Source organism: Streptomyces sp. NBC_00461 (assembly GCF_036013935.1).
Taxonomy (GTDB): domain Bacteria; phylum Actinomycetota; class Actinomycetes; order Streptomycetales; family Streptomycetaceae; genus Streptomyces.
The window spans coordinates 1959496-1980622 of the sequence record NZ_CP107902.1 but is presented as its reverse complement, the minus strand read 5'-3'; the positions used below and the strand labels follow the sequence as shown (position 1 = coordinate 1980622).

Here is a 21127-nt window from a genome sequence, read left to right as displayed (position 1 = left end):
AAGGACTGAAGGACTGGGAGAAGCACTCAGAGACCGGTGCACGCGAAAGGGCGCCCCCCTCCCGAGGGGGCGCCCTTGTTCGCCACGACGCCTACTGCGCGCCGGGGCGCACCAGCCCGCTCTCGTACGCGTACACCGCGGCCTGCACTCGGTCGCGCAGCCCCAGCTTGGTCAGCACATGGCCGACGTGCGTCTTGACGGTGGTCTCGCTGACGAAGAGATCGGCCGCGATCTCGGCGTTGGACAGCCCGCGGGCCACCAGCTTCAGCACCTCCACCTCACGGTCGGTGAGCGTGTGCAGCGTGTCCGGCACGGGCTCGTCGCCGGAGGGCAGATGCGTGGCGTACTTGTCGAGCAGCCGCCGGGTGATGCTCGGCGCGAGCATGGCCTCGCCGCCGGCCACCACCCGGATCGCCTGCACCAGCTCATTGGCAGGCGCGTCCTTCAGCAGGAAGCCGCTGGCACCCGCCCGCAGCGCCTCCACCACGTACTCGTCGAGGTCGAAGGTGGTCAGCACCAGCACCTTCGCCGGGCCGTCCCGCTCGGGACCGGTGATCTGCCGGGTCGCCTCCACCCCGTCCATGCGGGGCATACGGATGTCCATCAGAACCACGTCGGGCTGCAGAGCCCGCACCTGGTCGAGAGCCTGGAGGCCGTCTCCGGCCTCGCCGACGACCGCAAGATCCTGCTCGGCCTCCAGAATCATCCGGAAGCCGGTGCGCAGCAGCGGCTGGTCATCGACCAGTAGGACGCGGATGGCCACGTAAGTCTCCTTCGCTAGTCCGGCCCCATTCTGCCCTGCGTGACGTCCGTCGACTCGGCCGCCCTCACCGGCAGCGGATAGGGCGGAGGAGTGCCGCCGAATTCCGGGCAGTGCGCCTGGTGGTCGCACCAGCCGCAGAGCTTGGTGGGCCGCGGTCGCCAGTCCCCCGACTCCGTCGCCTGCCGGATCGCCTCCCACAGTGCGAGCAGCTTGCGCTCGACGCGCTCCAGGTCGGCGAGGACCGGATCGTAGGTCAGGACGTCACCGCTGCCGAGATACACCAGTTGCAGACGCCTCGGGACGACGTTCTTCAAGCGCCACACCACCAGGGCGTAGAACTTCATCTGGAACAGCGCGCCCTCGGCATACTCGGGCCGGGGCGCCTTGCCCGTCTTGTAGTCGACGATCCGCACCTCGCCCGTGGGCGCCACGTCGACCCGGTCGATGATCCCGCGCAGGGTCAGCCCGGACTCCAGCTCGGCCTCGACCCACAACTCCCGCTCGGCGGGTTCGAGCCGGGTCGGATCCTCCAGCGTGAACCAGCGCTCGACGAGCTGCTCCGCCTCGCCCAGCCAGCGCGCCAGCCGCTCGCCCTCCGGATCGTCCTCGAACAGCTCCACCACTTCCGGCCTCGTCTCGCGCAGCCGGTCCCACTGGGCGGGGATCAGGGACTTGGCACGCGGCGCGGTCCGCTCCACGGCCGGCGCGTCGAACAGCCGCTCCAGAACCGCGTGCACCAACGTGCCCCGCGTCGCCGCCTCGCTCGGCTTCTCGGGTAGCCGGTCGATCACGCGGAACCGGTAGAGCAGCGGGCACTGCATGAAGTCACTGGCCCGCGAGGGCGACAGACTGGCGGGCGCTATGGCCGAACGCGGGGTCGCGCCCGCCGCGTCGCCCCCCGCCGGGTCCGCCTCGACGACCACTGCCGTCGGACCGGCCTCGATCACGACGGCCGCCGGGTCCGCCTCGACCACGACCGCCGTCGAGTCGGCCTCGATGGTCACCGCCGTCGGGTCCACCTCGACCGCCACTGCCGCCGGTTCCGCCGTCACCGGCTCAGCCGCCTGCGCCGTACCGCTGCTGTGGGCCTCCGCCGCGCCCTCCGCGCTCGTCTCCATGTCCCAGACCATACGGCCCGCCACTGACAGTGACCCAGCCGCGGCCGTGACGGGTGCGACGCCTGTGGAAACACAGGGGGTGCCGGAGCGGAACGCGTCGCGACGGCCGCATACCATCGACCCGAGACCCTTCCGCCCGGCAGGCGCGGAAGACGCTTCGAACGAGGGGACATCGTGGACGAGAGCGGCGGGAGCGGGCAGCCGCGGTCCGGCACGGACGAGCCGGCCGAGCACCACGCGGGGTCCGCGACCCCGGCCGCCCCCACACCCACCCCGGCCGACGAACAGCCCACGAAGGCCACCGAGGGCGACGACGGCGGCCCCACCGAAGGCGAAGCCGCCGACCGGGCCGGGCCCGACGGCGCAGCCCCGGAAGCGAACCCCACGGACAACCCCAGGCACAGCCCCACGCACAGCCCCACGGGCAAGACCCCCGTGGACAACGCCTCCGCGAGTCACGACCCGGCGGGGAACAGCTCAACGGACGACGACCCCACCGTCGACACCATCGGCACCGACGGCCACCCGGGCACCCACACCCCCGCCCACGGCGACCGCACCCTCGCCCACTCCAGCACCTCCAAGAACCCCCCGCCTCAGCGCCCCGAATCCCCCCGAGGCGGCCTCCTCATGGGCCGGCCCTTCGGCGTGCCCGTCTACGTGGCGCCCAGCTGGTTCCTCGTCGCCGCCCTGATCACCTGGGTCTTCGGCGGCCAGCTCGACCGCGTGCTGCCCGAACTCGGCGCCGCCCGCTACCTCGTCTCCCTCTTCTTCGCGGTCGCCTTCTACGCCTCCGTCCTCATCCACGAACTGGCCCACACCGTCGCCGCCCTGCGCTTCAAACTCCCGGTCCGCCGCATCCAACTCCAGTTCTTCGGCGGCGTCTCCGAGATCGAGAAGGAAGCCGAGACCCCCGGCCGCGAGTTCGTCCTGGCCTTCGTCGGCCCCCTGCTCTCCCTCGTCCTCGCAGGCCTCTTCTACGTCGCCCTGCAGCCCGTCGAGCCCGGCACCGTCCCCGGCGTCCTGCTGGCCGGCCTGATGATCTCCAACCTCATCGTGGCCGTCTTCAACCTCCTGCCCGGCCTGCCCCTCGACGGCGGCCGCATGCTCCGCGCGGTCGTCTGGAAGATCACCGGACGCCCGATGAGCGGCACCATCGCCGCCGCCTGGGTCGGCCGCGCCCTCGCCGTCTCCGTCCTCATCGGCCTCCCGCTGCTCACCCAGTCCGGCGCCCTCGGCTCCACCGCCGAGGACAGCGTCGGCATGGACACCGTCACCGACGCCCTGCTCGCCGCGATCCTCGCCGCGATCATCTGGACCGGCGCCGGCAACAGCCTCCGTATGGCCCGGCTCCGGGAACACCTGCCGGAACTGCGCGCCCGCAACCTCACCCGCCGCGCCGTCCCCGTGGAGACGAACACCCCGCTCTCCGAGGCGCTGCGCCGCGCCAACGCCGCCGGGGCCCGAGCACTGGTCATCGTCGACCCCGAGGGCAACCCCCTCTCCCTCGTCCGCGAGGCCGCCATCGTCGGCGTACCCGAGCACCGCCGCCCCTGGGTCGCCGTCAGCGGCCTCGCCCAGGACCTCACCGACGGCATGCGCGTCTCCGCGGAACTCGCGGGGGAGGACCTCCTCGACGTCCTGCGAGCGACCCCGGCCACCGAGTACCTGGTGGTCGAGGAGACCGGCGAGATCTACGGCGTCCTGTCCGCCGCCGACGTCGAGCGCGCCTTCGTGAAGGCCATGGCCAGGCCGTCCTAGTGGTCGGCGGCCCCGCCAAACCCCGGTAGGCTGTTCACATGTCCGAACCGACCGGTGCCGCCCGCAGGCGCGGGCCCTTCAAGGTCGGGGACCAGGTTCAGCTGACCGACCCCAAGGGCCGCCACTACACGTTCACGCTCGAGGACGGGAAGAACTTCCACACCCACAAGGGTTCCTTCCCGCACGACGAACTGATCGGCGCTCCCGAGGGCAGCGTTGTCCGCACCACCGGGAACGTCGCCTACCTCGCGCTGCGCCCCCTGCTCCCCGACTACGTCCTGTCCATGCCCCGCGGCGCTGCCGTCGTCTACCCCAAGGACGCCGGGCAGATCCTCGCCTTCGCCGACATCTTCCCCGGCGCCCGCGTCGTCGAGGCCGGCGTCGGCTCCGGCTCGCTCAGCAGCTTCCTGCTGCGCGCCATCGGCGACCAGGGCATGCTCCACAGCTACGAGCGCCGCGAGGACTTCGCCGAGATCGCCCAGCAGAACGTCGAGCGCTACTTCGGCGGCCCGCACCCCGCCTGGCAGCTCACCGTCGGCGACCTCCAGGACAACCTCTCCGACACCGACGTCGACCGAGTCATCCTCGACATGCTCGCCCCCTGGGAATGCCTTGAGGCCGTCTCCAAGGCGCTCGTCCCCGGCGGCATCGTGTGCTGCTACGTCGCCACCACCACCCAGCTCGCCCGGACCGTCGAGTCCATCCGCGAGATCGGCTGCTTCAACGAGCCGACCGCCTGGGAGTCGATGATCCGCAACTGGCACATCGAGGGCCTGGCCGTCCGCCCCGACCACCGGATGATCGGCCACACCGGCTTCCTGCTCACCGCCCGCCGCCTCGCGGACGGCGTCGAGCCCCCCATGCGCCGCCGCCGCCCCGCCAAGGGCGCCTACGGCGAGGACTACGACGGCCCGAACGCCGACGGGGGCGGTCGCTGACGCGACCGCGTACCGCAGTCAACGAATCGGCGCTGCGGTCGAGTTCCCGGAAACCCACCGGAACTCGACCGCAGCGCCTTTCTGTTGACACTCCACCACAAACCACCCAATCCAGGCGGCCCGTGTTCGGCACCTCGGACCCCACCGTTCCGACGCGCTGTGACGTGTGGCACGATGCAGGCCACCCCCACCGGCACAGCCCTCACAGGAGACGCTCCTAGTGCAGCAATCCGCCGTTCCGGAACTGGCACACACGGACACCCGCCCGATCCACTGGGTCGCCACCGCCACGGCCGTCACGGGCGTGATGGCCCTCTCCTCACTGCTGCAGCCCAACGCGGCGACGGCCGCCCAGCCGGCCGACACCCGCACCAGGACCGCCCACGCAGCCACCGCACCCGGCACCACGGGCGTCGACTTCCCGATCACCTGCGGCCCGGTGAAAGCCGTCGTCCAGAAGAAGGCCACCGGAGACCTCGACGGCGACGGCAACCCCGAGACCGTGGCAGTGGTGCACTGCGACGCCCCGATGGGCACCCCGCCCGACGGCGTCTACGTCGTCACGCGCGCGCGTGCCGGCGACAAGCCCCGCATAGTGGCCACCCTGGTCGACCCCAAGGTCGGCGACACGGTCAGCGACTTCACCGTCCGCGACGGCACCGTCCTCGCCACGCTCCTCGGCTACTCGTCGAACGACGTGCCCCGCTGCTGCCCCGACGTCACGGACAGTGCGAAGTGGCAGTGGAAGAACGGCGCGTTCGTGCGCTCGACACCCGCCGGCGCACACAGCGTCTGAACCACGCAACCGTGGCGTGTGAGATATCAGACAGCAGTAACAGGACGCACCCGACAGGTCACTCGGCGTCCGGGCCGTATACCTCGACCCTGTCCGAAACCCGCCGCACATGGATGCAGTCGCCCGGACACTCCTTGGCCGAGTCCACCACGTCCATGAGGAGCGGCAGCGGCACGGCCGTTGTCGCCCCCTCGGCCTGCAACAGCTCGTCGTCCGCGCTCTTCACGTACGCCAGCCCGTCGATGTCCAGCTCGAACACCTCGGGCGCGTACTGGGCACAGATGCCGTCACCGGTACACAGCGCCTGATCGATCCAGACCTCCAGCGCCTCACCGCCGGCCCCGGCCTCCTGCTGCACGCTCATGTCTCCTGCCGTTCAGATGTCGAGCCAAACCGGGAATCCGGCCAGCTCTGACGGGTGTTGAACAGTTCGACCCTACCTCCGGCGGCTTCCCAACCATGTTCGGTGGGTATTCCCCTGGCGTGAGGGAGAGCGCAAGGGTGAAGATCGGACACACCTCGACAGTCTTTGTGATCTAGGGGTTTCAATCGACACCCACCCAGGTAGGGTCTGGAAGCGTCCAGCTCCCCTTGGAGGAGGTGAGGACCGTGGCAGCCCACGACGACGACATGAACCGCGGCATCCGCCCGGGACGCGGGTCCGACGACCCGGCCGGGCAGATTGCCTACCTTGAGCAGGAGATCGCCGTCCTGCGACGTAAGCTCGCCGACTCTCCGCGACACACGAGGATTCTCGAAGAGCGGATCGTCGAGCTGCAGACCAACCTGGCCGGCGTGTCCGCCCAGAACGAGCGACTCGCCAACACGCTCCGTGAGGCCCGCGACCAGATCGTGGCCCTCAAGGAGGAGGTCGACCGGCTCGCACAGCCACCGGCCGGCTTCGGAGTCTTCCTCACGGCGAACGAGGACGGCACGGCCGACATCTTCACCGGCGGCCGCAAGCTCCGGGTGAACGTCAGCCCGAGCGTCGAGCTCGAAGAGCTCCGACGCGGCCAGGAAGTGATGCTCAACGAAGCGCTCAACGTGGTCGAGGCCATGAAGTACGAGCGCGTCGGAGACATCGTCACCCTCAAGGAGATCCTCGAGGACGGCGAGCGCGCCCTGGTCCTCGGGCACACCGACGAGGAGCGGGTGGTACGGCTCGCCGAACCACTGCTGGACGTAAACATCCGTCCCGGCGACGCCCTGCTGCTCGAACCCCGTTCCGGCTACGTCTACGAGATCGTTCCCAAGAGCGAGGTCGAGGAACTCGTCCTCGAAGAAGTCCCCGACATCGGTTACGAGCAGATCGGCGGCCTCGGCGGCCAGATCGAGGCCATCCGCGACGCGGTCGAGCTGCCGTACCTCTACCCGGACCTGTTCAAGGAGCACGAACTGCGCCCGCCAAAGGGCGTCCTGCTCTACGGACCCCCCGGATGCGGAAAGACGCTCATCGCCAAGGCCGTCGCCAACTCGCTGGCCAAGAAGGTCGCCGAGGTCACCGGCCAGGCCGCCGGCAAGAGCTTCTTCCTCAACATCAAGGGCCCCGAGCTCCTGAACAAGTACGTCGGTGAGACGGAACGCCAGATCCGCCTCGTCTTCCAGCGAGCCCGGGAAAAGGCCAGCGAGGGCACCCCCGTCATCGTCTTCTTCGACGAGATGGAATCCCTCTTCCGCACCCGCGGCTCCGGCGTCAGCTCGGACGTGGAGAACACCATCGTCCCGCAGCTGCTCGCCGAGATCGACGGTGTCGAAGGCCTGCAGAACGTGGTCGTGATCGGCGCCTCCAACCGCGAGGACATGATCGACCCCGCCATCCTGCGCCCCGGCCGCCTGGACGTGAAGATCAAGATCGAGCGTCCCGACGCCGAGGCCGCCAAGGACATCTTCGGCAAGTACCTCACCGAGCGCCTCCCGCTCCACGCCGACGACGTCGGCGAACACGGCGGCAGCAAGACGACCACCGTCGAGAGCATGATCCAGACGGCCGTCGAGCACATGTACGCGGAATCCGAGGAAAACCGCTTCCTGGAGGTCACCTACGCCAACGGTGACAAGGAAGTCCTCTACTTCAAGGACTTCAACTCCGGCGCCATGATCGAGAACATCGTCGGCCGCGCCAAGAAGATGGCGATCAAGGACTTCCTCGACCACAACGCCAAGGGTCTCCGCGTCTCCCACCTCCTCCAGGCCTGCGTGGACGAGTTCAAGGAGAACGAGGACCTGCCCAACACCACCAACCCGGACGACTGGGCCCGAATCTCCGGAAAGAAGGGCGAACGGATCGTCTACATCCGTACCCTCATCACCGGAAAGCAGGGCGCCGACACCGGACGCTCCATCGACACGGTGGCGAACACCGGGCAGTACCTGTAAAAGACAGGGCGGCTGCGGGTGCCCTCACCGGGTACCCGCAGCCGACTGTTTTTCAGGCCACGGCTGGAGCAAGGCAATGACGCAAATGATCTCCCCACCAGCGCAAAGCCGTTCTAGGCTCTTCGGTACCGCCGAGTCGCGCAGTGCGGGGACGGGCACCGCACACGCACCGGAGCGCCAGCGGTACTTGAGCGCCGCCCCCGACCGAGGGCAGCGCCGGGCAAGGAGGGCCGCATGACCGTACGGCGAGTAATGGGCATCGAGACGGAGTACGGCATCTCCGTCCCCGGCCACCCGAACGCCAATGCCATGCTCACCTCGTCCCAGATCGTCAACGCCTACGCGGCGGCGATGCACAGGGCCCGCCGGGCCCGCTGGGACTTCGAGGAGGAGAATCCGCTGCGCGACGCACGGGGCTTCGACCTCGCCCGCGAGGCCGCCGACTCCAGCCAGCTCACCGACGAGGACATCGGCCTCGCCAACGTGATCCTCACCAACGGCGCGCGACTCTACGTCGACCACGCGCACCCCGAATACAGCGCCCCCGAAGTCACCAACCCCCGCGACGCCGTCCTCTGGGACAAGGCCGGCGAACGCATCATGGCCGAGGCCGCCGAGCGCGCCGCGGCACTCCCCGGCGCCCAGCCGATCCACCTCTACAAGAACAACACCGACAACAAAGGCGCCTCCTACGGCACGCACGAGAACTACCTGATGAAGCGGGAGACTCCCTTCTCGGACATCGTGCGCCACCTCACGCCCTTCTTCGTCTCCCGCCAGGTCGTCACCGGAGCCGGCCGCGTCGGCATCGGCCAGGACGGACACGAGCACGGCTTCCAGCTCAGCCAGCGCGCCGACTACTTCGAGGTCGAGGTAGGCCTCGAGACGACCCTCAAGCGCCCGATCATCAACACCCGCGACGAGCCGCACGCCGACGCGGAGAAGTACCGCCGCCTGCACGTGATCATCGGCGACGCGAACCTCTCCGAGATCTCGACCTACCTCAAACTGGGCACGACCGCGCTCGTCCTGTCCATGATCGAGGACGGCTTCATCGCCGTCGACCTGGCCGTGGACCAGCCCGTCCGCACCCTCCACCAGGTCTCCCACGATCCGACGCTGCAGCGCCTGGTCACGCTCCGCAGCGGCCGCACACTCACCGCGGTCCAGCTCCAGATGGAGTACTTCGAACTGTCACGCAAGTACGTGGAAGAGCGCTTCGGCTCCGACGCGGACGAGCAGACCAAGGACGTCCTGGCCCGCTGGGAGGACACCCTCAACCGCCTGGAGAACGACCCCATGAGCCTCGCCGGCGAGCTGGACTGGGTCGCCAAGCGCGAGCTCATGGAGGGCTACCGCCGCCGCGACGACCTCGACTGGGACGCCGCCCGACTGCACCTCGTGGATCTCCAGTACGCCGACGTACGCCCCGAAAAGGGCCTCTACAACCGTCTGGCGGCCCGAGGCCGGATGAAGCGCCTGCTGGACGAGAACGAAGTCGAGCGGGCCCGTACGAAGCCGCCGGAGGACACGCGCGCGTACTTCCGCGGGCGCTGCCTGGAGCAGTACGCGGACGACGTCGCGGCGGCCTCCTGGGACTCCGTGATCTTCGACCTCCCGGGCCGGGACTCGCTCCAGCGTGTCCCAACCCTCGAACCGCTTCGCGGAACGCGAAATCACGTCAAGGAGCTCCTGGACCGGTGCCGCACCGCGGAAGACCTGGTCAGGGTGCTGTCGGGCGGCTGAACGGGCACTCGTGCCCGGGCCGCCGGACAGGGTGGAAAGTCCGGCGGCAGGGAATCATCGAGGTGGCCGCCGTACGTTGTAGGAACTGCGGGGCCGATGTCGGACCCTGCTTGTAGGGTCTGATCAAGAACGTCGAACCGAGCGGGGTGAGGGTTATGGCGACCAAGGACACCGGCGGCGGCCAGCAGAAGGCGACGCGCTCCACGGAAGAGGTCGAGGAGCAGACACAGGATGCGCAGGCATCCGACGACCTCAAGGAGCGCCAGGAGAAGCTGAGCGACGACGTTGACTCGGTTCTCGATGAAATCGATGATGTGCTCGAAGAGAACGCCGAGGATTTCGTGAGGTCGTTCGTTCAGAAGGGTGGAGAGTGATTTCGCCTTCGATTTGAAGGTGGAATCGGGGACGCTCGGAGTGAACGAAGCCGGATGGAGGCGATGTTCGCGGTGCAAGCAGTGTTTGCGGCGTGCGGCGTTCGCTAGCAACAAGTCAATGCCCGATGGCCTCCAGGCGTACTGCCGGGAGTGCGCCGCTGAGTACTACCGGCAGCGCCAGGAGGCCAAGGGGAAGCAGGTCCGGGAAAAGGTTCCGGTCCCGCCGGGCCACAAGCGGTGTCCACAGTGCGAAGAAGTGAAGCCGCACTCCGAATGGGAGCGCAACAAATCCCCGTCAGACGGCTGGGCGAGCTATTGCCGTGCGTGCAGGGCTGAGCGGAACCGGGTGAGCTACTTCAAGCGCAAGTACGGCCTCACGCCAGCCGAGTTGGACGCGCTGGTGGCTGAGCAACAGGGCGTCTGCTGTATATGTCTTGCCGGCCCGGCAGAACATGTGGATCACTGCCACAAGACGGGTAGTGTCCGAGGCGTACTGTGCTTCAGCTGCAATGCCGCACTGGGGCAGTTCAAGGATCGGCCCGATGCCATAAGGCGGGCTGCTGCTTACGTGGAAGGAATCGCGTGGAAGCCAACACTCGTAGCACCGGGCGTCTACCAGCTGCCTTCCTGACGCCTGGGTCGTCGTCCTTCATGGACTTTCTGTCCGAGCACCAGCCGGAGATGCTTCCGGGGAAGCGGCAACTGCCGCCCACCCAGGGAGTGATCGAGGCGCCGCACGGCACGACCATCGTGGCCGTGACCTTCCCGGGCGGTGTGGTGCTCGCCGGTGACCGTCGGGCCACCATGGGCAATGTCATCGCGCAGCGGGACATCGAGAAGGTCTTTCCGGCGGACGAGTACTCGGCTGTCGGCATCGCGGGTACGGCCGGTCTGGCTGTCGAGATGGTCAAGCTGTTCCAGCTGGAGCTGGAGCACTTCGAGAAGGTCGAGGGGGCGCAGCTCTCGTTGGAGGGCAAGGCGAACCGGCTGTCGACCATGATCCGTGCCAACCTGGGCATGGCCATGCAGGGTCTGGCTGTGGTTCCTCTCTTCGCGGGGTATGACGTGGACCGCGAGCGGGGTCGCATCTTCTCGTACGACGTGACGGGTGGCCGTTCGGAGGAGCACAATTTCTCGGCCACGGGCTCGGGCTCGGTCTTCGCACGCGGTGCGATGAAGAAGCTCTTCCGTGGCGACCTGACCGAGGAGCAGGCCACGACTCTCGTGGTGCAGGCCCTCTATGACGCGGCTGACGACGACTCGGCGACCGGTGGTCCCGATGTCGCCCGCCGGATCTATCCGATCGTCACCGTGATCACCGAGGACGGCTTCCGTCGGCTCACTGATGACGAGTCCTCCGGGATCGCCCGTTCCGTGCTGGAGCGGCGGCTGGAGCAGCCCGACGGTCCGCGGGCCGCGCTGCTTTAGGCCGGCGTCCGGTTGTTAACGAGGTGATCGCGTGAATTCGACGGAACTCCCGGAAGAAAGGGACGGATAACCGGTGTCGACGCCGTTCTATGTCTCCCCCCAGCAGGCGATGGCCGACCGGGCGGAGTACGCCCGTAAGGGCATCGCTCGTGGTCGCAGCCTGGTCGTGCTGCAGTACGCCGACGGCATTGTCTTCGTCGGCGAGAACCCGTCCCGTGCGCTGCACAAGTTCAGTGAGATCTACGACCGGATCGGCTTCGCGGCCGCCGGCAAGTACAACGAGTACGAGAACCTGCGGATCGGCGGTGTGCGGTATGCCGATCTTCGTGGGTACACCTACGACCGTGACGATGTGACCGCCCGTGGTCTCGCCAACGTCTATGCGCAGACGCTGGGCACGATCTTCTCCAGTGCGGCGGAGAAGCCGTACGAGGTGGAGCTGGTGGTCGCCGAGGTGGGGGAGACCCCCGAGGGTGACCAGATCTATCGGCTGCCGCACGACGGTTCCATCGTGGACGAGCACGGTTCGGTCGCGGTGGGTGGCAATGCCGAGCAGATCAGCAGCTATCTGGACCAGCGTCACCAGGACGGTATGACCCTGGCGGAGGCCCTCAGGCTGGCCGTGCAGGCGCTGTCGCGCGACACGAACGGCAGTGAGCGGGAGATCCCCGCCGAGCGGCTGGAGGTCGCGGTGCTGGACCGTACGCGTCCGCAGGCGCGCAAGTTCAGGCGGATCGTCGGCCCCCAGCTCTCCCGGCTTCTGGAGGCCGGTGGAGCGGCCGCCGAGGCGGAGAACGGCTCCGAGGGGTCGGACGAGAAGTAGTCCGCCCCTGATTTGTCCTCACCTGTGTGCCCCGGCCGTCGCGACGGCCGGGGCACAGGCGTTCAGGACGCGTTCGGGGGTGCCGTGGAGCCTCGTACGACGAGTTCGACGGGGATGTCGCCCGCGTCGGGCGTGCGGCTCTCCAGGACGGCCAGGAGTGCCCGCATGCCCTGTTCGCCGAAGAGTTCTGCGTCGAGGCGTACGGTCGTCAGTTCGGGGTCGAGGGCGGTGGCGAGGGCCAGGTCGTCCAGGCCGGTGACGGAGAGGTCGTCGGGGATGCGCAGGCCGAGGCGGCGGGCGGCTTTGTAGGCGCCGGCCGCGAGCTTGTCGTCGTCGCAGACGAGCGCAGTGGGTCGGGGCCCGGGTGTCGACAGGGCTGCTTCGGCGGCGGTGAGGGCGCCCTCGATGGAGATCGGCGCGCGGGTCGTGCGTACGGACGTGCCCGGGACGGTGCCGATCCGGGCGGCCAGTTCGCGCGCGCGTACCTCGAAGGTCCAGGACGCCACGTCCGCGGCGAGGTGCAGGAAACGCCGGTGTCCCAGGCCCAGGAGGTGTTCGGCGACCTGTCGGACGCCGCCCGCGATGTCCAGGTTCACCGTCGCGGCGCCCAGGCTGCCCTCGGGGTCGCTGTCGAGCATCACGAGCGGCAGTTGGTCGCCGCGGATCGCGGTGAGGGCGTCGGCGGCCATGGAGGAGGCGATGACGCCGTCCAGGGCGGCCTGGGCGGAGGCGAAGGGGTCGCGGGCGGGGCCGATGCCTTCGGGGGAGGGGTAGAGGACCACGCCGAAGCCGTGTTCGGCGGCGACTCGGGCGGCGCCGGTGTAGACGCCGGCGAAGAACTCCGTGGTGAGGGCGGGGACGACGAGGAGGACGGTGCGGGTGCGGCCGAGGCGCAGGTTGCGGGCGGCGAGGTTGGGCCGGTAGCCGAGGTCGCGTGCGGCTTCGCGGACGCGTTGGGCGGTGGCTTCCGAGACGCGGCCGCGCCACTTGTCGCCGAGGACCAGGGAGACCGCGGCCTGGGAGACGCCGGCGGCCTGGGCGACGTCACGGCTGGTGGGGCGGGTGCTGCCTGGTGCCACCGTCGGCCTGCTCCTTCGTCTGGACTGGTGAACAGCGCACATGGTACGTATGAGAGGCGACGTTATACGTAAAACTTCCGCGGATGATGCGGGCGCTGCGGGCGAGAGGAAGCGGACATGGCTGCGGGATACGTGGAGATCCTCAGGACCAGGCATGCCGCGCGGCTGCTCGCGGGCACGCTCGTGGGGCGGCTGCCGTGCGCCGTGGCCGCGATCGCCATCGTGCTGTTCGTCCGTGCGGAGGGCGGCACGTACAGCCTCGCCGGCGGGCTCGCGGCCGTGTTCGGGGTCGCCAACGCGGTGGGTCAGCCGCTGCTGGGGCGGCTCGTGGACCTGTACGGGCAGCCGCGCGTCCAGTTGCCTGCCGCGCTCGCCTCGGCGCTCGCCATGTCCGCCTTCGCCTTCGTGGGCACCGGTCCGCTGGCGTCTGCGTACGCGTGCGTGGCGCTCTCCGGGCTGTTCACGCCGCCCCTGGAGGGCGGTCTGCGGGCGCTGTGGTCCTCGGTGCTGCGCAGCGAGGGGCAGGTGCAGACGGCGTACGCGATGGATGCCGTGGCCCAGGAAGTGCTGTTCACCGTCGGCCCGTTGCTGGTGACCCTGTGCGTGTCGCTGTGGTCCGCGCAGGCGGCGCTGGTGCTCATCAACGTCGTCGGCGTGCTGGGCGCCCTGTCGGTGGCCCTGTCGCCGCCCTCGCGCGGGTGGCGTTCGGCGCCGCGTGAGGCGCACTGGCTGGGCGCGCTGCGCTCGCCCGGACTGCTGGTCCTGCTCGGCGCGTTCCTGGCCGTGGGGATCGCGCTCGGCTCCATCGCGGTCGCCGCGGTGGCGTACGCCGACGACCACGGTGGGGACGCGGTGTACGGGTGGCTGATGTCGGCCATCGGCCTGGGGGCGCTCGTGGGGGGCACGGCGTACGGCGCGCGGCAGTGGGGTGGTGCGCCGGAGCGTCGACTGCGGGTCCTCGTGGCGCTTCTGGCGGTGTGTTACGTGCCGCTCGTCCTGACGCCGGGTCCGGTGGCCATGACGGCGCTGGCGGCCGTCGCCGGTCTCTTCCTCGCGCCGTGTCTCGCCTGCGCGTTCGTCCTCGTCGACCGGCATGCGCCGCGCGGGACGGTCACCGAGGCGTTCTCCTGGATCGTGACGACGTTCACGGTGGGTTCGTCGGTGGGAACGGGCCTGGCGGGCCCGGTCGTCGAGCGGGGCGGGGCGGTGTGGGGCTTCGCCGTGCCGAGTGCCGCGGGAGCCGTGTCGTTGCTGGTTCTCCTGGCCACCGGGCGGGTCCTCGCAGCTCCCGCACGGGGCGCGGTGGTTGCGGCTTCATCGGAAAATGATCCAAACCGTGCCGTCGAACCCCGTTTCAGCTCAGGGGATCGGGCGTAATGTTCACTCATGGACCGCCGCATTTTCGGGCTGGAGAACGAGTACGGCGTCACGTGTACGTTCAGGGGACAGCGGCGCCTGTCTCCCGACGAGGTGGCGCGGTACCTCTTCCGCCGTGTCGTGTCATGGGGCCGCAGCAGTAACGTCTTTCTGCGAAACGGCGCACGCCTCTATCTCGACGTGGGCTCACATCCGGAATACGCGACACCCGAATGTGACAACGTGACCGAACTGGTCACCCACGACAAAGCAGGCGAGCGCATTCTCGAAGGACTCCTGGTGGACGCCGAACGACGCCTGCACGAGGAAGGAATCGCGGGCGACGTCTACCTCTTCAAGAACAACACCGACTCGGCCGGCAACTCCTACGGCTGCCACGAGAACTATCTCGTGGCGCGTCACGGGGAGTTCTCCCGGCTCGCGGACATCCTCATTCCGTTCCTCGTCACGAGGCAGCTTCTGTGTGGCGCCGGCAAGGTGCTGCAGACCCCGCGGGGCGCGGTGTACTGCGTCAGCCAGCGGGCCGAGCACATCTGGGAGGGCGTCTCCTCGGCGACGACCCGCTCCAGGCCGATCATCAACACCCGCGACGAACCGCACGCGGACGCCGAGCGCTACCGCCGCCTGCACGTCATCGTGGGCGACTCGAACATGTCCGAGACGACCATGCTGCTCAAGGTCGGCGCGACCGACCTGGTGCTGCGCATGATCGAGGCGGGCACGGTGATGCGGGACCTGACCCTGGAGAACCCGATCCGGGCGATCCGCGAGGTCAGCCATGACATCACCGGCCGGCGCAAGGTGCGCCTGGCCAGCGGACGTGAGGCCTCCGCCCTGGAGGTGCAGCGCGAGTACTACGAGAAGGCCGTGGACTTCTGCGAGCGCCGCGGCATCCGCACCGGCACCGTGGAGCAGGTCCTGGAGCTGTGGGGCCGCACGCTGGACTCGATCGAGGCCGAGGACCTCGACCGGATCGGCACGGAGATCGACTGGGTCATGAAGTACAAGCTCATCGAGCGGTACCGGGCCAAGCACAACATGACCATGTCGCATCCGAGGGTCGCGCAGATAGACCTCGCCTACCACGACATTCACCGCCGTCGTGGCCTGTACTACCTGCTCGAGAAGAGGGGTCAAGCAGCCCGGATCTGCAATGACTTGAAGATCTTCGAGGGCAAGTCCGTTCCTCCGCAGACCACTAGGGCCCGGCTGCGCGGTGACTTCATCCGCAGGGCCCAGGAACAGCGCCGGGACTTCACCGTCGACTGGGTCCATCTCAAGCTCAACGACCAGGCGCAGCGGACGGTGTTGTGCAAGGACCCGTTCCGTTCCGTGGACGACCGGGTGGAGAAGCTCATCGCGGGAATGTGAGCAATGGGAGGAACGCGTTCCGGTGAAGGACCGGAACGCAACACGGGCGCCGTACGTTTTCAGTGCGGCGCCCTTCTCACGCCGTAGAGTTGCGCGCACGCCATCAACAAGATCGACCGATACGAGGCCCCCACCGTGCGCCGACGCTCCCTACTCATCGCCGTACCCGCAGGACTTGTCACGATCGCCGGATGCGGCGACGACAAGTCCGATTCGAGCAAGGCCAAGGAGAGCCAGAGCCCGTCGCCCTCGGCGCCGGCCACGTCCGCCGCGCCGCCGCCGAAGATCGTCGACGGCCCGCTGCCGGCCATCACCGCGGGTACGAAGTTCGGTGAGAAGCCGACCGTTGCCAAGGGCACCGGCGACCCGTCGAAGAACCTCGCGGTGAAGACGGTCATCGCGGGAGCCGGCAAGACGGTCGCGGAGAACGACTACATCCAGGCCCACTACCTCGGCCAGGTCTGGGACACGGCGAAGGTCTTCGACAACTCCTACGACCGCAAGACCCCGCTGCTCATCCAGCTCTCCCAGGGCAGCATCATCGACGGCTGGCGGTACGCCCTGGCGGGTAAGAAGGCCGGCAGCCGGGTCATCTTCTCCGTGCCCCCCACCTGGGGCTACGGCAAGCAGGGCAACGCGCAGGCGGGCATCAAGGGCACCGACACGCTGGTGTTCGTCGCCGACATCCAGGCCACGTTCAACGCGAGCAGCTCCGCCAAGGGGACCGACGTCCCGCAGAACGACGCGAACCTGCCGAAGGTCGGTACCAACACCGACGGCAAGGCCCCCACCATCGACATCCCCAAGACGGACGCGCCCACCAAGCTGGTGGCCGAATACGTCATCGAGGGCGACGGCCCCGTGGTCGAGGCGAAGGACAGCGTGCTCGTCCAGTACAAGGGAGTGTTCTGGGACGGCGGCAAGGAGTTCGACTCGACGTACAGCCACAAGGCGCTGACGTCGTTCGGGCTCCAGCAGGTCGTCAAGGGCTGGGCGCAGGGCCTGACCGGCAAGAAGGTCGGCAGCCGGGTCCTCATCGTCATCCCGCCGAAGCTGGGTTACGGCGACAAGCCTCCGGCCGGCAGCGGCATCAAGAAGGACTCCGTCCTGGTCTTCTCGGTCGACATCCTCGCGAAGATCTGACGTCGTCGAGGTGTAAGACTGTGCGTGTTGCCTTTCCGCAGACAAGCAGGAGCTAGAGACGTGAGCATCGAGAAGCCCGAGATCGACTTCCCTGAGGGCGAAGCCCCGGCGGACCTCGAGATCAAGGACATCTGGGAGGGCGACGGCGCTGTGGCGCAGGCGGGCCAGACCGTCACCGTCCACTACGTCGGCGTTGCCTTCAGCACCGGCGAGGAGTTCGACGCCAGCTGGAACCGCGGCACGCCCTTCCGCTTCCCGCTCGGCGGCGGCCGGGTCATCAAGGGCTGGGACCAGGGCGTGCAGGGCATGAAGGTCGGCGGCCGTCGCCAGCTGACCATCCCCGCCCACCTCGCCTACGGCAACCAGAGCCCGACGCCGGCGATCAAGCCGGGCGAGACCCTGATCTTCGTGGTCGACCTCGTCGCGGTCTGATCGCCGCAGCGACCGGACCCGATCACCTGGGGCCCATGCCTGTCTGGCATGGGCCCTCGGCTTTTGTCCCGCCACTTCGGGGCGGTACGGTCATCGTCGTAAAGCACCATAGGGAGGCGAAGGGCGTCGATGGCCATTGCCAAGGCCGAGCGGCTGATGAACCTGGCGCTGTGTCTGCTCGGGACGCGGCGGCCGCTCAGCAAGCGCGAGCTGCGTGAGTCCATCGAGGCCTACCTCGAAGCGGGATCCGACGACTCCTTCAGCCGCATGTTCGAGCGGGACAAGGACGATCTGCGCGAACTCGGCCTGGTCATCGAGACGGTCGAGAACCTCGACGGCGAGGTGGGCTACCTCGCCCGCCGCGACAGCAACCGACTGCCGCCCATCACCCTCGACGCCGAGGAGGCCGCGGCCCTCGGTCTCGCCGCCAAGGTGTGGCAGCAGGCCCGACTCGCGGGCGCGGCCAGCGGCGCCCTGCAGAAGCTGCGCGCGGCAGGCCTCCCCGAGGACGTGGATCCGTACGAGGCGCACGGCGCGCTGGAGCCCCGGATCCCTGTGCACGAGGCCGCGTTCGAGCCGCTGATGCTGGCCTGCCGCGACCGCCGCCCGGTCGTCTTCGACTACCGCAAGGCCACCGCCGCGCGTCCCGAGCCCCGGCATGTGGAGCCGTGGGCGCTGGAGTGCTGGCGCGGCCACTGGTACCTGGCCGGCTGGGACCGCGACCGCGGAGCCGAGCGGGTCTTCAGGCTGTCCCGGATCACCGGCAAGGTGCGCAGTCGCAGCGGGCGGTTCACCGCCGAGATCCCCGATGTGGTGACGGTCCGTGAGACCGTCGCGAGCTGGGCGGGGGAGACCGCCGACCGCTCCGCGCTGATCCGGCTGCGTTCGGAGGCGGGGTACCCCCTTCGGGCGAAGGCCACCGCGGTGCGGGAACTCGCCGGCGGCTGGGACGAGTTGGAGATTCCGTACGGGCACGGGCTGGATGCCTGGCTGGTGGAGTTCGGGCCGGACGTGGTGGTGCTGGAGCCGGCCGAGCTGCGTGCGGACGTGGTCGACCGGCTGCGTGCCGTGGCCAAGGGCTGAGGGGGAGCGGAGCAAGACAGTGGCAGGCAAACCGGTCAGGCCCGTGAACGCCATCGACCAGACCCGGCGGATGCTCTCGCTGGTGACGTATCTGAAGGAGCGCCCCGGAGCCCGGGTCGAGGACGTCGCCCGTGCCTTCGGTATCACCGAGGACGAGCTGGTCTCCGACCTCGACGTGCTGCCCATGTGTGGCACCAGCTTCCGCGGTGGCGACCTGCTGGACATCGACACCGACGGCGAGCGCATCTGGTGGCACAACCCCGCCGCTCTCGGCGAGGAGACGGCGGAGCCGCTGCGGCTGGCCGCCGACGAGGCGACGGCGCTGCTGGTGGCCGCCCGCGCGGTGTCCACCCTGCCCGGCCTGCGGGAGAGCGACCGGCAGGCGCTGCTGCGGGCCACCGCCAAGCTGGAGACCGCGGCCGGCGAGGCGGCGGGCGCCAGCTCCCGGCTGTCCGTGACCTTCGAGTCCGAGGGCGGCGTCTTCGCCGACGTCGACCGTGCGATCTCGGAGCGCCGCCGTCTGTGGATCCGCTACTACTCGCCCGCGCGCGACGAGCTCACCGAGCGCGAGATCGACCCCATCCGGCTCGTCAGCGTCGGGCACACGTACGTGGAGGCCTGGTGCCGCCGCTCCGAGGCGCGCCGTACCTTTCGGCTCGACCGGGTCGCCGAGATCAAGATCCTGGACGAGCCGTCGGCGCCGCCCGAGATCGAACTGAGGGATCTGTCGGAGGCGTTGGTGCAACCCGCCGCCGAGGACCCGGAGGTCGTTGTCGAGGTCGGTCCGGGTGGCCGCTGGGTCGCGGAGTACTACCCGCACGACAGTGCGGATGAGCTTGCGGACGGCGGGCTGCGTATCACCTTGCGCACGCCCGACCCGACCTCGCTCAGGCGACTGGCGCTGCGGCTCGGGCGCGACGGCCGGATCGTCGCCCCGCGCGACCTTGCCGACAGCGCGCGGCAGGCGGCCCGGGAGGCGTTGTCGGCGTACGACGGGGTCGAGGCGCAGGGCGGGCAGGCGGTTCAGGACGGGCAGCACGACAGGCGGGAGCAGGGCCTTTGAGCGAGTCGTCGATGTCTGATGTGCAGGGCATGTCGGTGGCAGCAGCCTTCGGCGGGATGAGAAGCGTGTCGCCGGTGACGTTCCGGGCGGGCTGCCCGGACTGCCGCGGCAGCTTCGAGCTCGCCGCCGCTGCCCTGCGCCTCGCGATCGGCGCCACGAGCCGCACCACGTTCTACTCCTTCACCTGCCCCGACTGCGGCGCCTCGGTACGCAAGCCGGCGGGGGAGCGGATCGTGGAGCTGCTGACCGGCGGCGGGGTCAGGACACTGCGACTGCACGGCACGGTTCAGCGCGCGAATTGAGCGAGTCACCCGTGCCTGCGTTTCCTCGGGCCCTCGGCCGCCGCGAGAGGACGAAGCCTCTCCGAACCGTCTAGGCTCGGCTCATGTTCTGGGCGATGTTCGCGGTAGCTGTGGGTTTTCTGGGTCTCGCGGTGCTCGGGATCTTCGCGGTCCGGCTGTTCCTGGAGGCACAGCGTCTGGGCAGGCAGGTCGCGGACTCCGCACGCCGTATCAACAGGGCCGCCGAGGATCTGGAGCGGGCCGCCGCGAGTACCGCCCGCGCAGTGGACTCCCTCTAGACTAGGGTCCGTCCGGTGGATCATGCCGGCGTCGCGGGGTCTGGCGCGCACTCCTCCACTGCCTTGAAGGCGTGAGGGAGGGGACCCTCAGCGGCGTTGTCGTCACTCGCCGACTCCCCCACTCTCGGCTCCGCTCAAGCGGGGGGACCCCCATCGCGTCGACTCCCTCCTCCGCCTTGCAGCCGCACGCACCAGACCCCGCTCGGGTCGGCGACAAGGCGCAGTCCCTTCCAGTCGGCCTGATCCGCCGGACAGGCCGGTTGGCCCTGCCTGCGAAGCGAGTGAGTCCTGCGGCTGAGGCGGTTTGGGTCACTTCGACCTGTCACCAGGGCACCCCCGGCAGGTACGCTGCTGGTCGCGGCCCGGAGAACGAGGCCCGGACCGCGAACCGGGAGTACGCACGGGGATTGCCTCACGTTTACCCCTGAGCGTTACGATCGCTGTCAACACGGTCAGTCGGACATATGTCCGACCGGTCGGACAGGACGCACCCCCAGTCGCCTCGGTGAGAAGGTAAAGACTTATGTTCGGAAGGCTCGGCGCCCCCGAGATCATTCTCATCCTCGTCGTCGTCATCTTGCTGTTCGGCGCGAAGAAGCTTCCCGACATGGCGCGCTCGCTCGGCAAGTCCGCTCGCATCCTCAAGAGTGAGGCCAAGGCGATGAAGGACGAGGGCAACAGCACGGCCACCCCGGCCGGCCCGCCCAACACCGACGAGCAGCCCCCGGCCCAGCGCACCATCCAGGCCTCTCCCGGCGACGTGACCAGCTCGCGTCCGGTCACCGAGCCGACGGATTCGACCAAGCGCTGACGCAGGGCCGGACCCTGTGGGTCCGCCGCACGAGATGAGGACGTGGGTTGCTGAAGCCTGCCCCC

The 21127-nt window shown here is 69.1% G+C and carries 22 protein-coding genes; 18 read left to right on the top strand and 4 right to left on the bottom strand.

Features of this window, described 5'->3' with window-relative positions:
- Positions 1-91: 91 nt before the first annotated feature.
- Together OG870_RS09545 and OG870_RS09540 are read right to left on the bottom strand one after the other, a co-directional pair.
- A complete protein-coding gene (locus tag OG870_RS09545) occupies positions 92-763 on the bottom strand; it encodes a response regulator (RefSeq protein ID WP_266511184.1) in 672 nt (223 codons plus the stop codon).
- A 14-nt stretch (positions 764-777) separates the two neighbouring features.
- Positions 778-1881 carry a RecB family exonuclease gene (locus OG870_RS09540; RefSeq protein ID WP_266585858.1) on the bottom strand — a complete coding sequence of 368 codons (1104 nt, stop codon included), beginning with the start codon at positions 1879-1881 and terminating at the stop codon, positions 778-780.
- Between the two features lie 174 nt (positions 1882-2055).
- Between OG870_RS09540 and OG870_RS09535 the strand changes: the two genes are divergently transcribed.
- The 3 genes from OG870_RS09535 (at position 2056) to OG870_RS09525 (ending at position 5376) form a co-directional block, all read left to right on the top strand.
- Positions 2056-3642 (top strand): site-2 protease family protein, encoded by a 1587-nt coding sequence (locus tag OG870_RS09535; RefSeq protein ID WP_266585860.1) that lies wholly within the window; start codon positions 2056-2058, stop codon positions 3640-3642.
- 38 nt (positions 3643-3680) lie between these two features.
- Positions 3681-4580 carry a tRNA (adenine-N1)-methyltransferase gene (locus OG870_RS09530; protein ID WP_266511168.1) on the top strand — a complete coding sequence of 300 codons (900 nt, stop codon included), beginning with the start codon at positions 3681-3683 and terminating at the stop codon, positions 4578-4580.
- 220 nt (positions 4581-4800) lie between these two features.
- A complete protein-coding gene (locus OG870_RS09525; RefSeq protein WP_266585862.1) occupies positions 4801-5376 on the top strand; it encodes a hypothetical protein in 576 nt (191 codons plus the stop codon).
- Positions 5377-5434: 58 nt separating this feature from the next.
- On the opposite strand, the gene OG870_RS09520 is transcribed toward OG870_RS09525, so the two are convergent.
- Complete coding sequence (locus OG870_RS09520; protein WP_266511162.1) at positions 5435-5740, bottom strand: ferredoxin; 306 nt, start codon at positions 5738-5740, stop codon at positions 5435-5437.
- Between the two features lie 245 nt (positions 5741-5985).
- Here OG870_RS09520 and arc point away from each other — a divergent pair, with 245 nt between their 5' ends.
- The 6 genes from arc (at position 5986) to prcA (ending at position 12123) form a co-directional block, all read left to right on the top strand.
- Positions 5986-7752: a proteasome ATPase gene (arc, locus tag OG870_RS09515; RefSeq protein WP_266511159.1), complete on the top strand. Its 1767-nt coding sequence runs from the start codon at positions 5986-5988 to the stop codon at positions 7750-7752.
- 234 nt (positions 7753-7986) lie between these two features.
- Positions 7987-9498 carry a depupylase/deamidase Dop gene (gene dop / locus OG870_RS09510; RefSeq protein ID WP_353962164.1) on the top strand — a complete coding sequence of 504 codons (1512 nt, stop codon included), beginning with the start codon at positions 7987-7989 and terminating at the stop codon, positions 9496-9498.
- Between the two features lie 155 nt (positions 9499-9653).
- A complete protein-coding gene (locus OG870_RS09505; protein WP_266511156.1) occupies positions 9654-9872 on the top strand; it encodes a ubiquitin-like protein Pup in 219 nt (72 codons plus the stop codon).
- A 118-nt stretch (positions 9873-9990) separates the two neighbouring features.
- Positions 9991-10503 carry an endonuclease VII domain-containing protein gene (locus OG870_RS09500; protein ID WP_266585864.1) on the top strand — a complete coding sequence of 171 codons (513 nt, stop codon included), beginning with the start codon at positions 9991-9993 and terminating at the stop codon, positions 10501-10503.
- A complete protein-coding gene (prcB, locus tag OG870_RS09495) occupies positions 10455-11300 on the top strand; it encodes a proteasome subunit beta (RefSeq protein ID WP_266511153.1) in 846 nt (281 codons plus the stop codon). Before OG870_RS09500 ends, prcB begins: the two co-directional genes overlap by 49 nt.
- A gap of 73 nt (positions 11301-11373) precedes the next feature.
- Positions 11374-12123: a proteasome subunit alpha gene (prcA, locus tag OG870_RS09490; protein WP_266511149.1), complete on the top strand. Its 750-nt coding sequence runs from the start codon at positions 11374-11376 to the stop codon at positions 12121-12123.
- A gap of 62 nt (positions 12124-12185) precedes the next feature.
- Here prcA and OG870_RS09485 read toward each other — a convergent pair whose 3' ends face one another.
- Positions 12186-13202, bottom strand: coding sequence for a LacI family DNA-binding transcriptional regulator (locus OG870_RS09485; protein ID WP_266511147.1), 1017 nt, complete (start codon positions 13200-13202; stop codon positions 12186-12188).
- A 117-nt stretch (positions 13203-13319) separates the two neighbouring features.
- Between OG870_RS09485 and OG870_RS09480 the strand changes: the two genes are divergently transcribed.
- From OG870_RS09480 to tatA, 9 genes are all read left to right on the top strand, one after another.
- A complete protein-coding gene (locus OG870_RS09480; protein WP_266511144.1) occupies positions 13320-14579 on the top strand; it encodes an MFS transporter in 1260 nt (419 codons plus the stop codon).
- A 9-nt stretch (positions 14580-14588) separates the two neighbouring features.
- Complete coding sequence (gene pafA / locus OG870_RS09475; RefSeq protein WP_093909061.1) at positions 14589-15950, top strand: Pup--protein ligase; 1362 nt, start codon at positions 14589-14591, stop codon at positions 15948-15950.
- Positions 15951-16085: 135 nt separating this feature from the next.
- Positions 16086-17093 (top strand): FKBP-type peptidyl-prolyl cis-trans isomerase, encoded by a 1008-nt coding sequence (locus OG870_RS09470; RefSeq protein WP_266511136.1) that lies wholly within the window; start codon positions 16086-16088, stop codon positions 17091-17093.
- A 60-nt stretch (positions 17094-17153) separates the two neighbouring features.
- Positions 17154-17525, top strand: coding sequence for an FKBP-type peptidyl-prolyl cis-trans isomerase (locus tag OG870_RS09465; RefSeq protein ID WP_266511133.1), 372 nt, complete (start codon positions 17154-17156; stop codon positions 17523-17525).
- 129 nt (positions 17526-17654) lie between these two features.
- The gene (locus OG870_RS09460; RefSeq protein WP_266511130.1) at positions 17655-18608 is read left to right on the top strand and encodes a helix-turn-helix transcriptional regulator; all 954 of its coding nucleotides are present in this window, start codon (positions 17655-17657) and stop codon (positions 18606-18608) included.
- Positions 18609-18627: 19 nt separating this feature from the next.
- Entirely contained in the window at positions 18628-19671 is a 1044-nt protein-coding gene (locus tag OG870_RS09455; RefSeq protein WP_266511127.1) for a helix-turn-helix transcriptional regulator, read from the top strand.
- Positions 19668-19973, top strand: coding sequence for a hypothetical protein (locus OG870_RS09450; RefSeq protein ID WP_266511124.1), 306 nt, complete (start codon positions 19668-19670; stop codon positions 19971-19973). The genes OG870_RS09455 and OG870_RS09450 overlap by 4 nt, the downstream gene beginning before the upstream one ends.
- Positions 19974-20056: 83 nt before the next feature.
- Complete coding sequence (locus tag OG870_RS09445; protein WP_266511121.1) at positions 20057-20251, top strand: hypothetical protein; 195 nt, start codon at positions 20057-20059, stop codon at positions 20249-20251.
- A 523-nt stretch (positions 20252-20774) separates the two neighbouring features.
- Positions 20775-21062 carry a Sec-independent protein translocase subunit TatA gene (gene tatA / locus OG870_RS09440; RefSeq protein WP_266511118.1) on the top strand — a complete coding sequence of 96 codons (288 nt, stop codon included), beginning with the start codon at positions 20775-20777 and terminating at the stop codon, positions 21060-21062.
- The last annotated feature ends 65 nt before the right edge of the window (positions 21063-21127 follow it).

Coding starts and splice junctions, on each gene's coding strand:
- OG870_RS09500 (WP_266585864.1), top strand. CDS start 9,991: ATGCCCGATGGCCTCCAGGCGTACTGCCGGGAGTGCGCCGCTGAGTAC.
- OG870_RS09530 (WP_266511168.1), top strand. CDS start 3,681: ATGTCCGAACCGACCGGTGCCGCCCGCAGGCGCGGGCCCTTCAAGGTC.
- OG870_RS09540 (WP_266585858.1), bottom strand. CDS start 1,881: ATGGAGACGAGCGCGGAGGGCGCGGCGGAGGCCCACAGCAGCGGTACG.
- pafA (WP_093909061.1), top strand. CDS start 14,589: ATGGACCGCCGCATTTTCGGGCTGGAGAACGAGTACGGCGTCACGTGT.
- dop (WP_353962164.1), top strand. CDS start 7,987: ATGACCGTACGGCGAGTAATGGGCATCGAGACGGAGTACGGCATCTCC.
- OG870_RS09505 (WP_266511156.1), top strand. CDS start 9,654: ATGGCGACCAAGGACACCGGCGGCGGCCAGCAGAAGGCGACGCGCTCC.
- OG870_RS09520 (WP_266511162.1), bottom strand. CDS start 5,740: ATGAGCGTGCAGCAGGAGGCCGGGGCCGGCGGTGAGGCGCTGGAGGTC.
- OG870_RS09480 (WP_266511144.1), top strand. CDS start 13,320: ATGGCTGCGGGATACGTGGAGATCCTCAGGACCAGGCATGCCGCGCGG.
- tatA (WP_266511118.1), top strand. CDS start 20,775: ATGTTCGGAAGGCTCGGCGCCCCCGAGATCATTCTCATCCTCGTCGTC.
- OG870_RS09460 (WP_266511130.1), top strand. CDS start 17,655: ATGGCCATTGCCAAGGCCGAGCGGCTGATGAACCTGGCGCTGTGTCTG.
- OG870_RS09445 (WP_266511121.1), top strand. CDS start 20,057: ATGTTCTGGGCGATGTTCGCGGTAGCTGTGGGTTTTCTGGGTCTCGCG.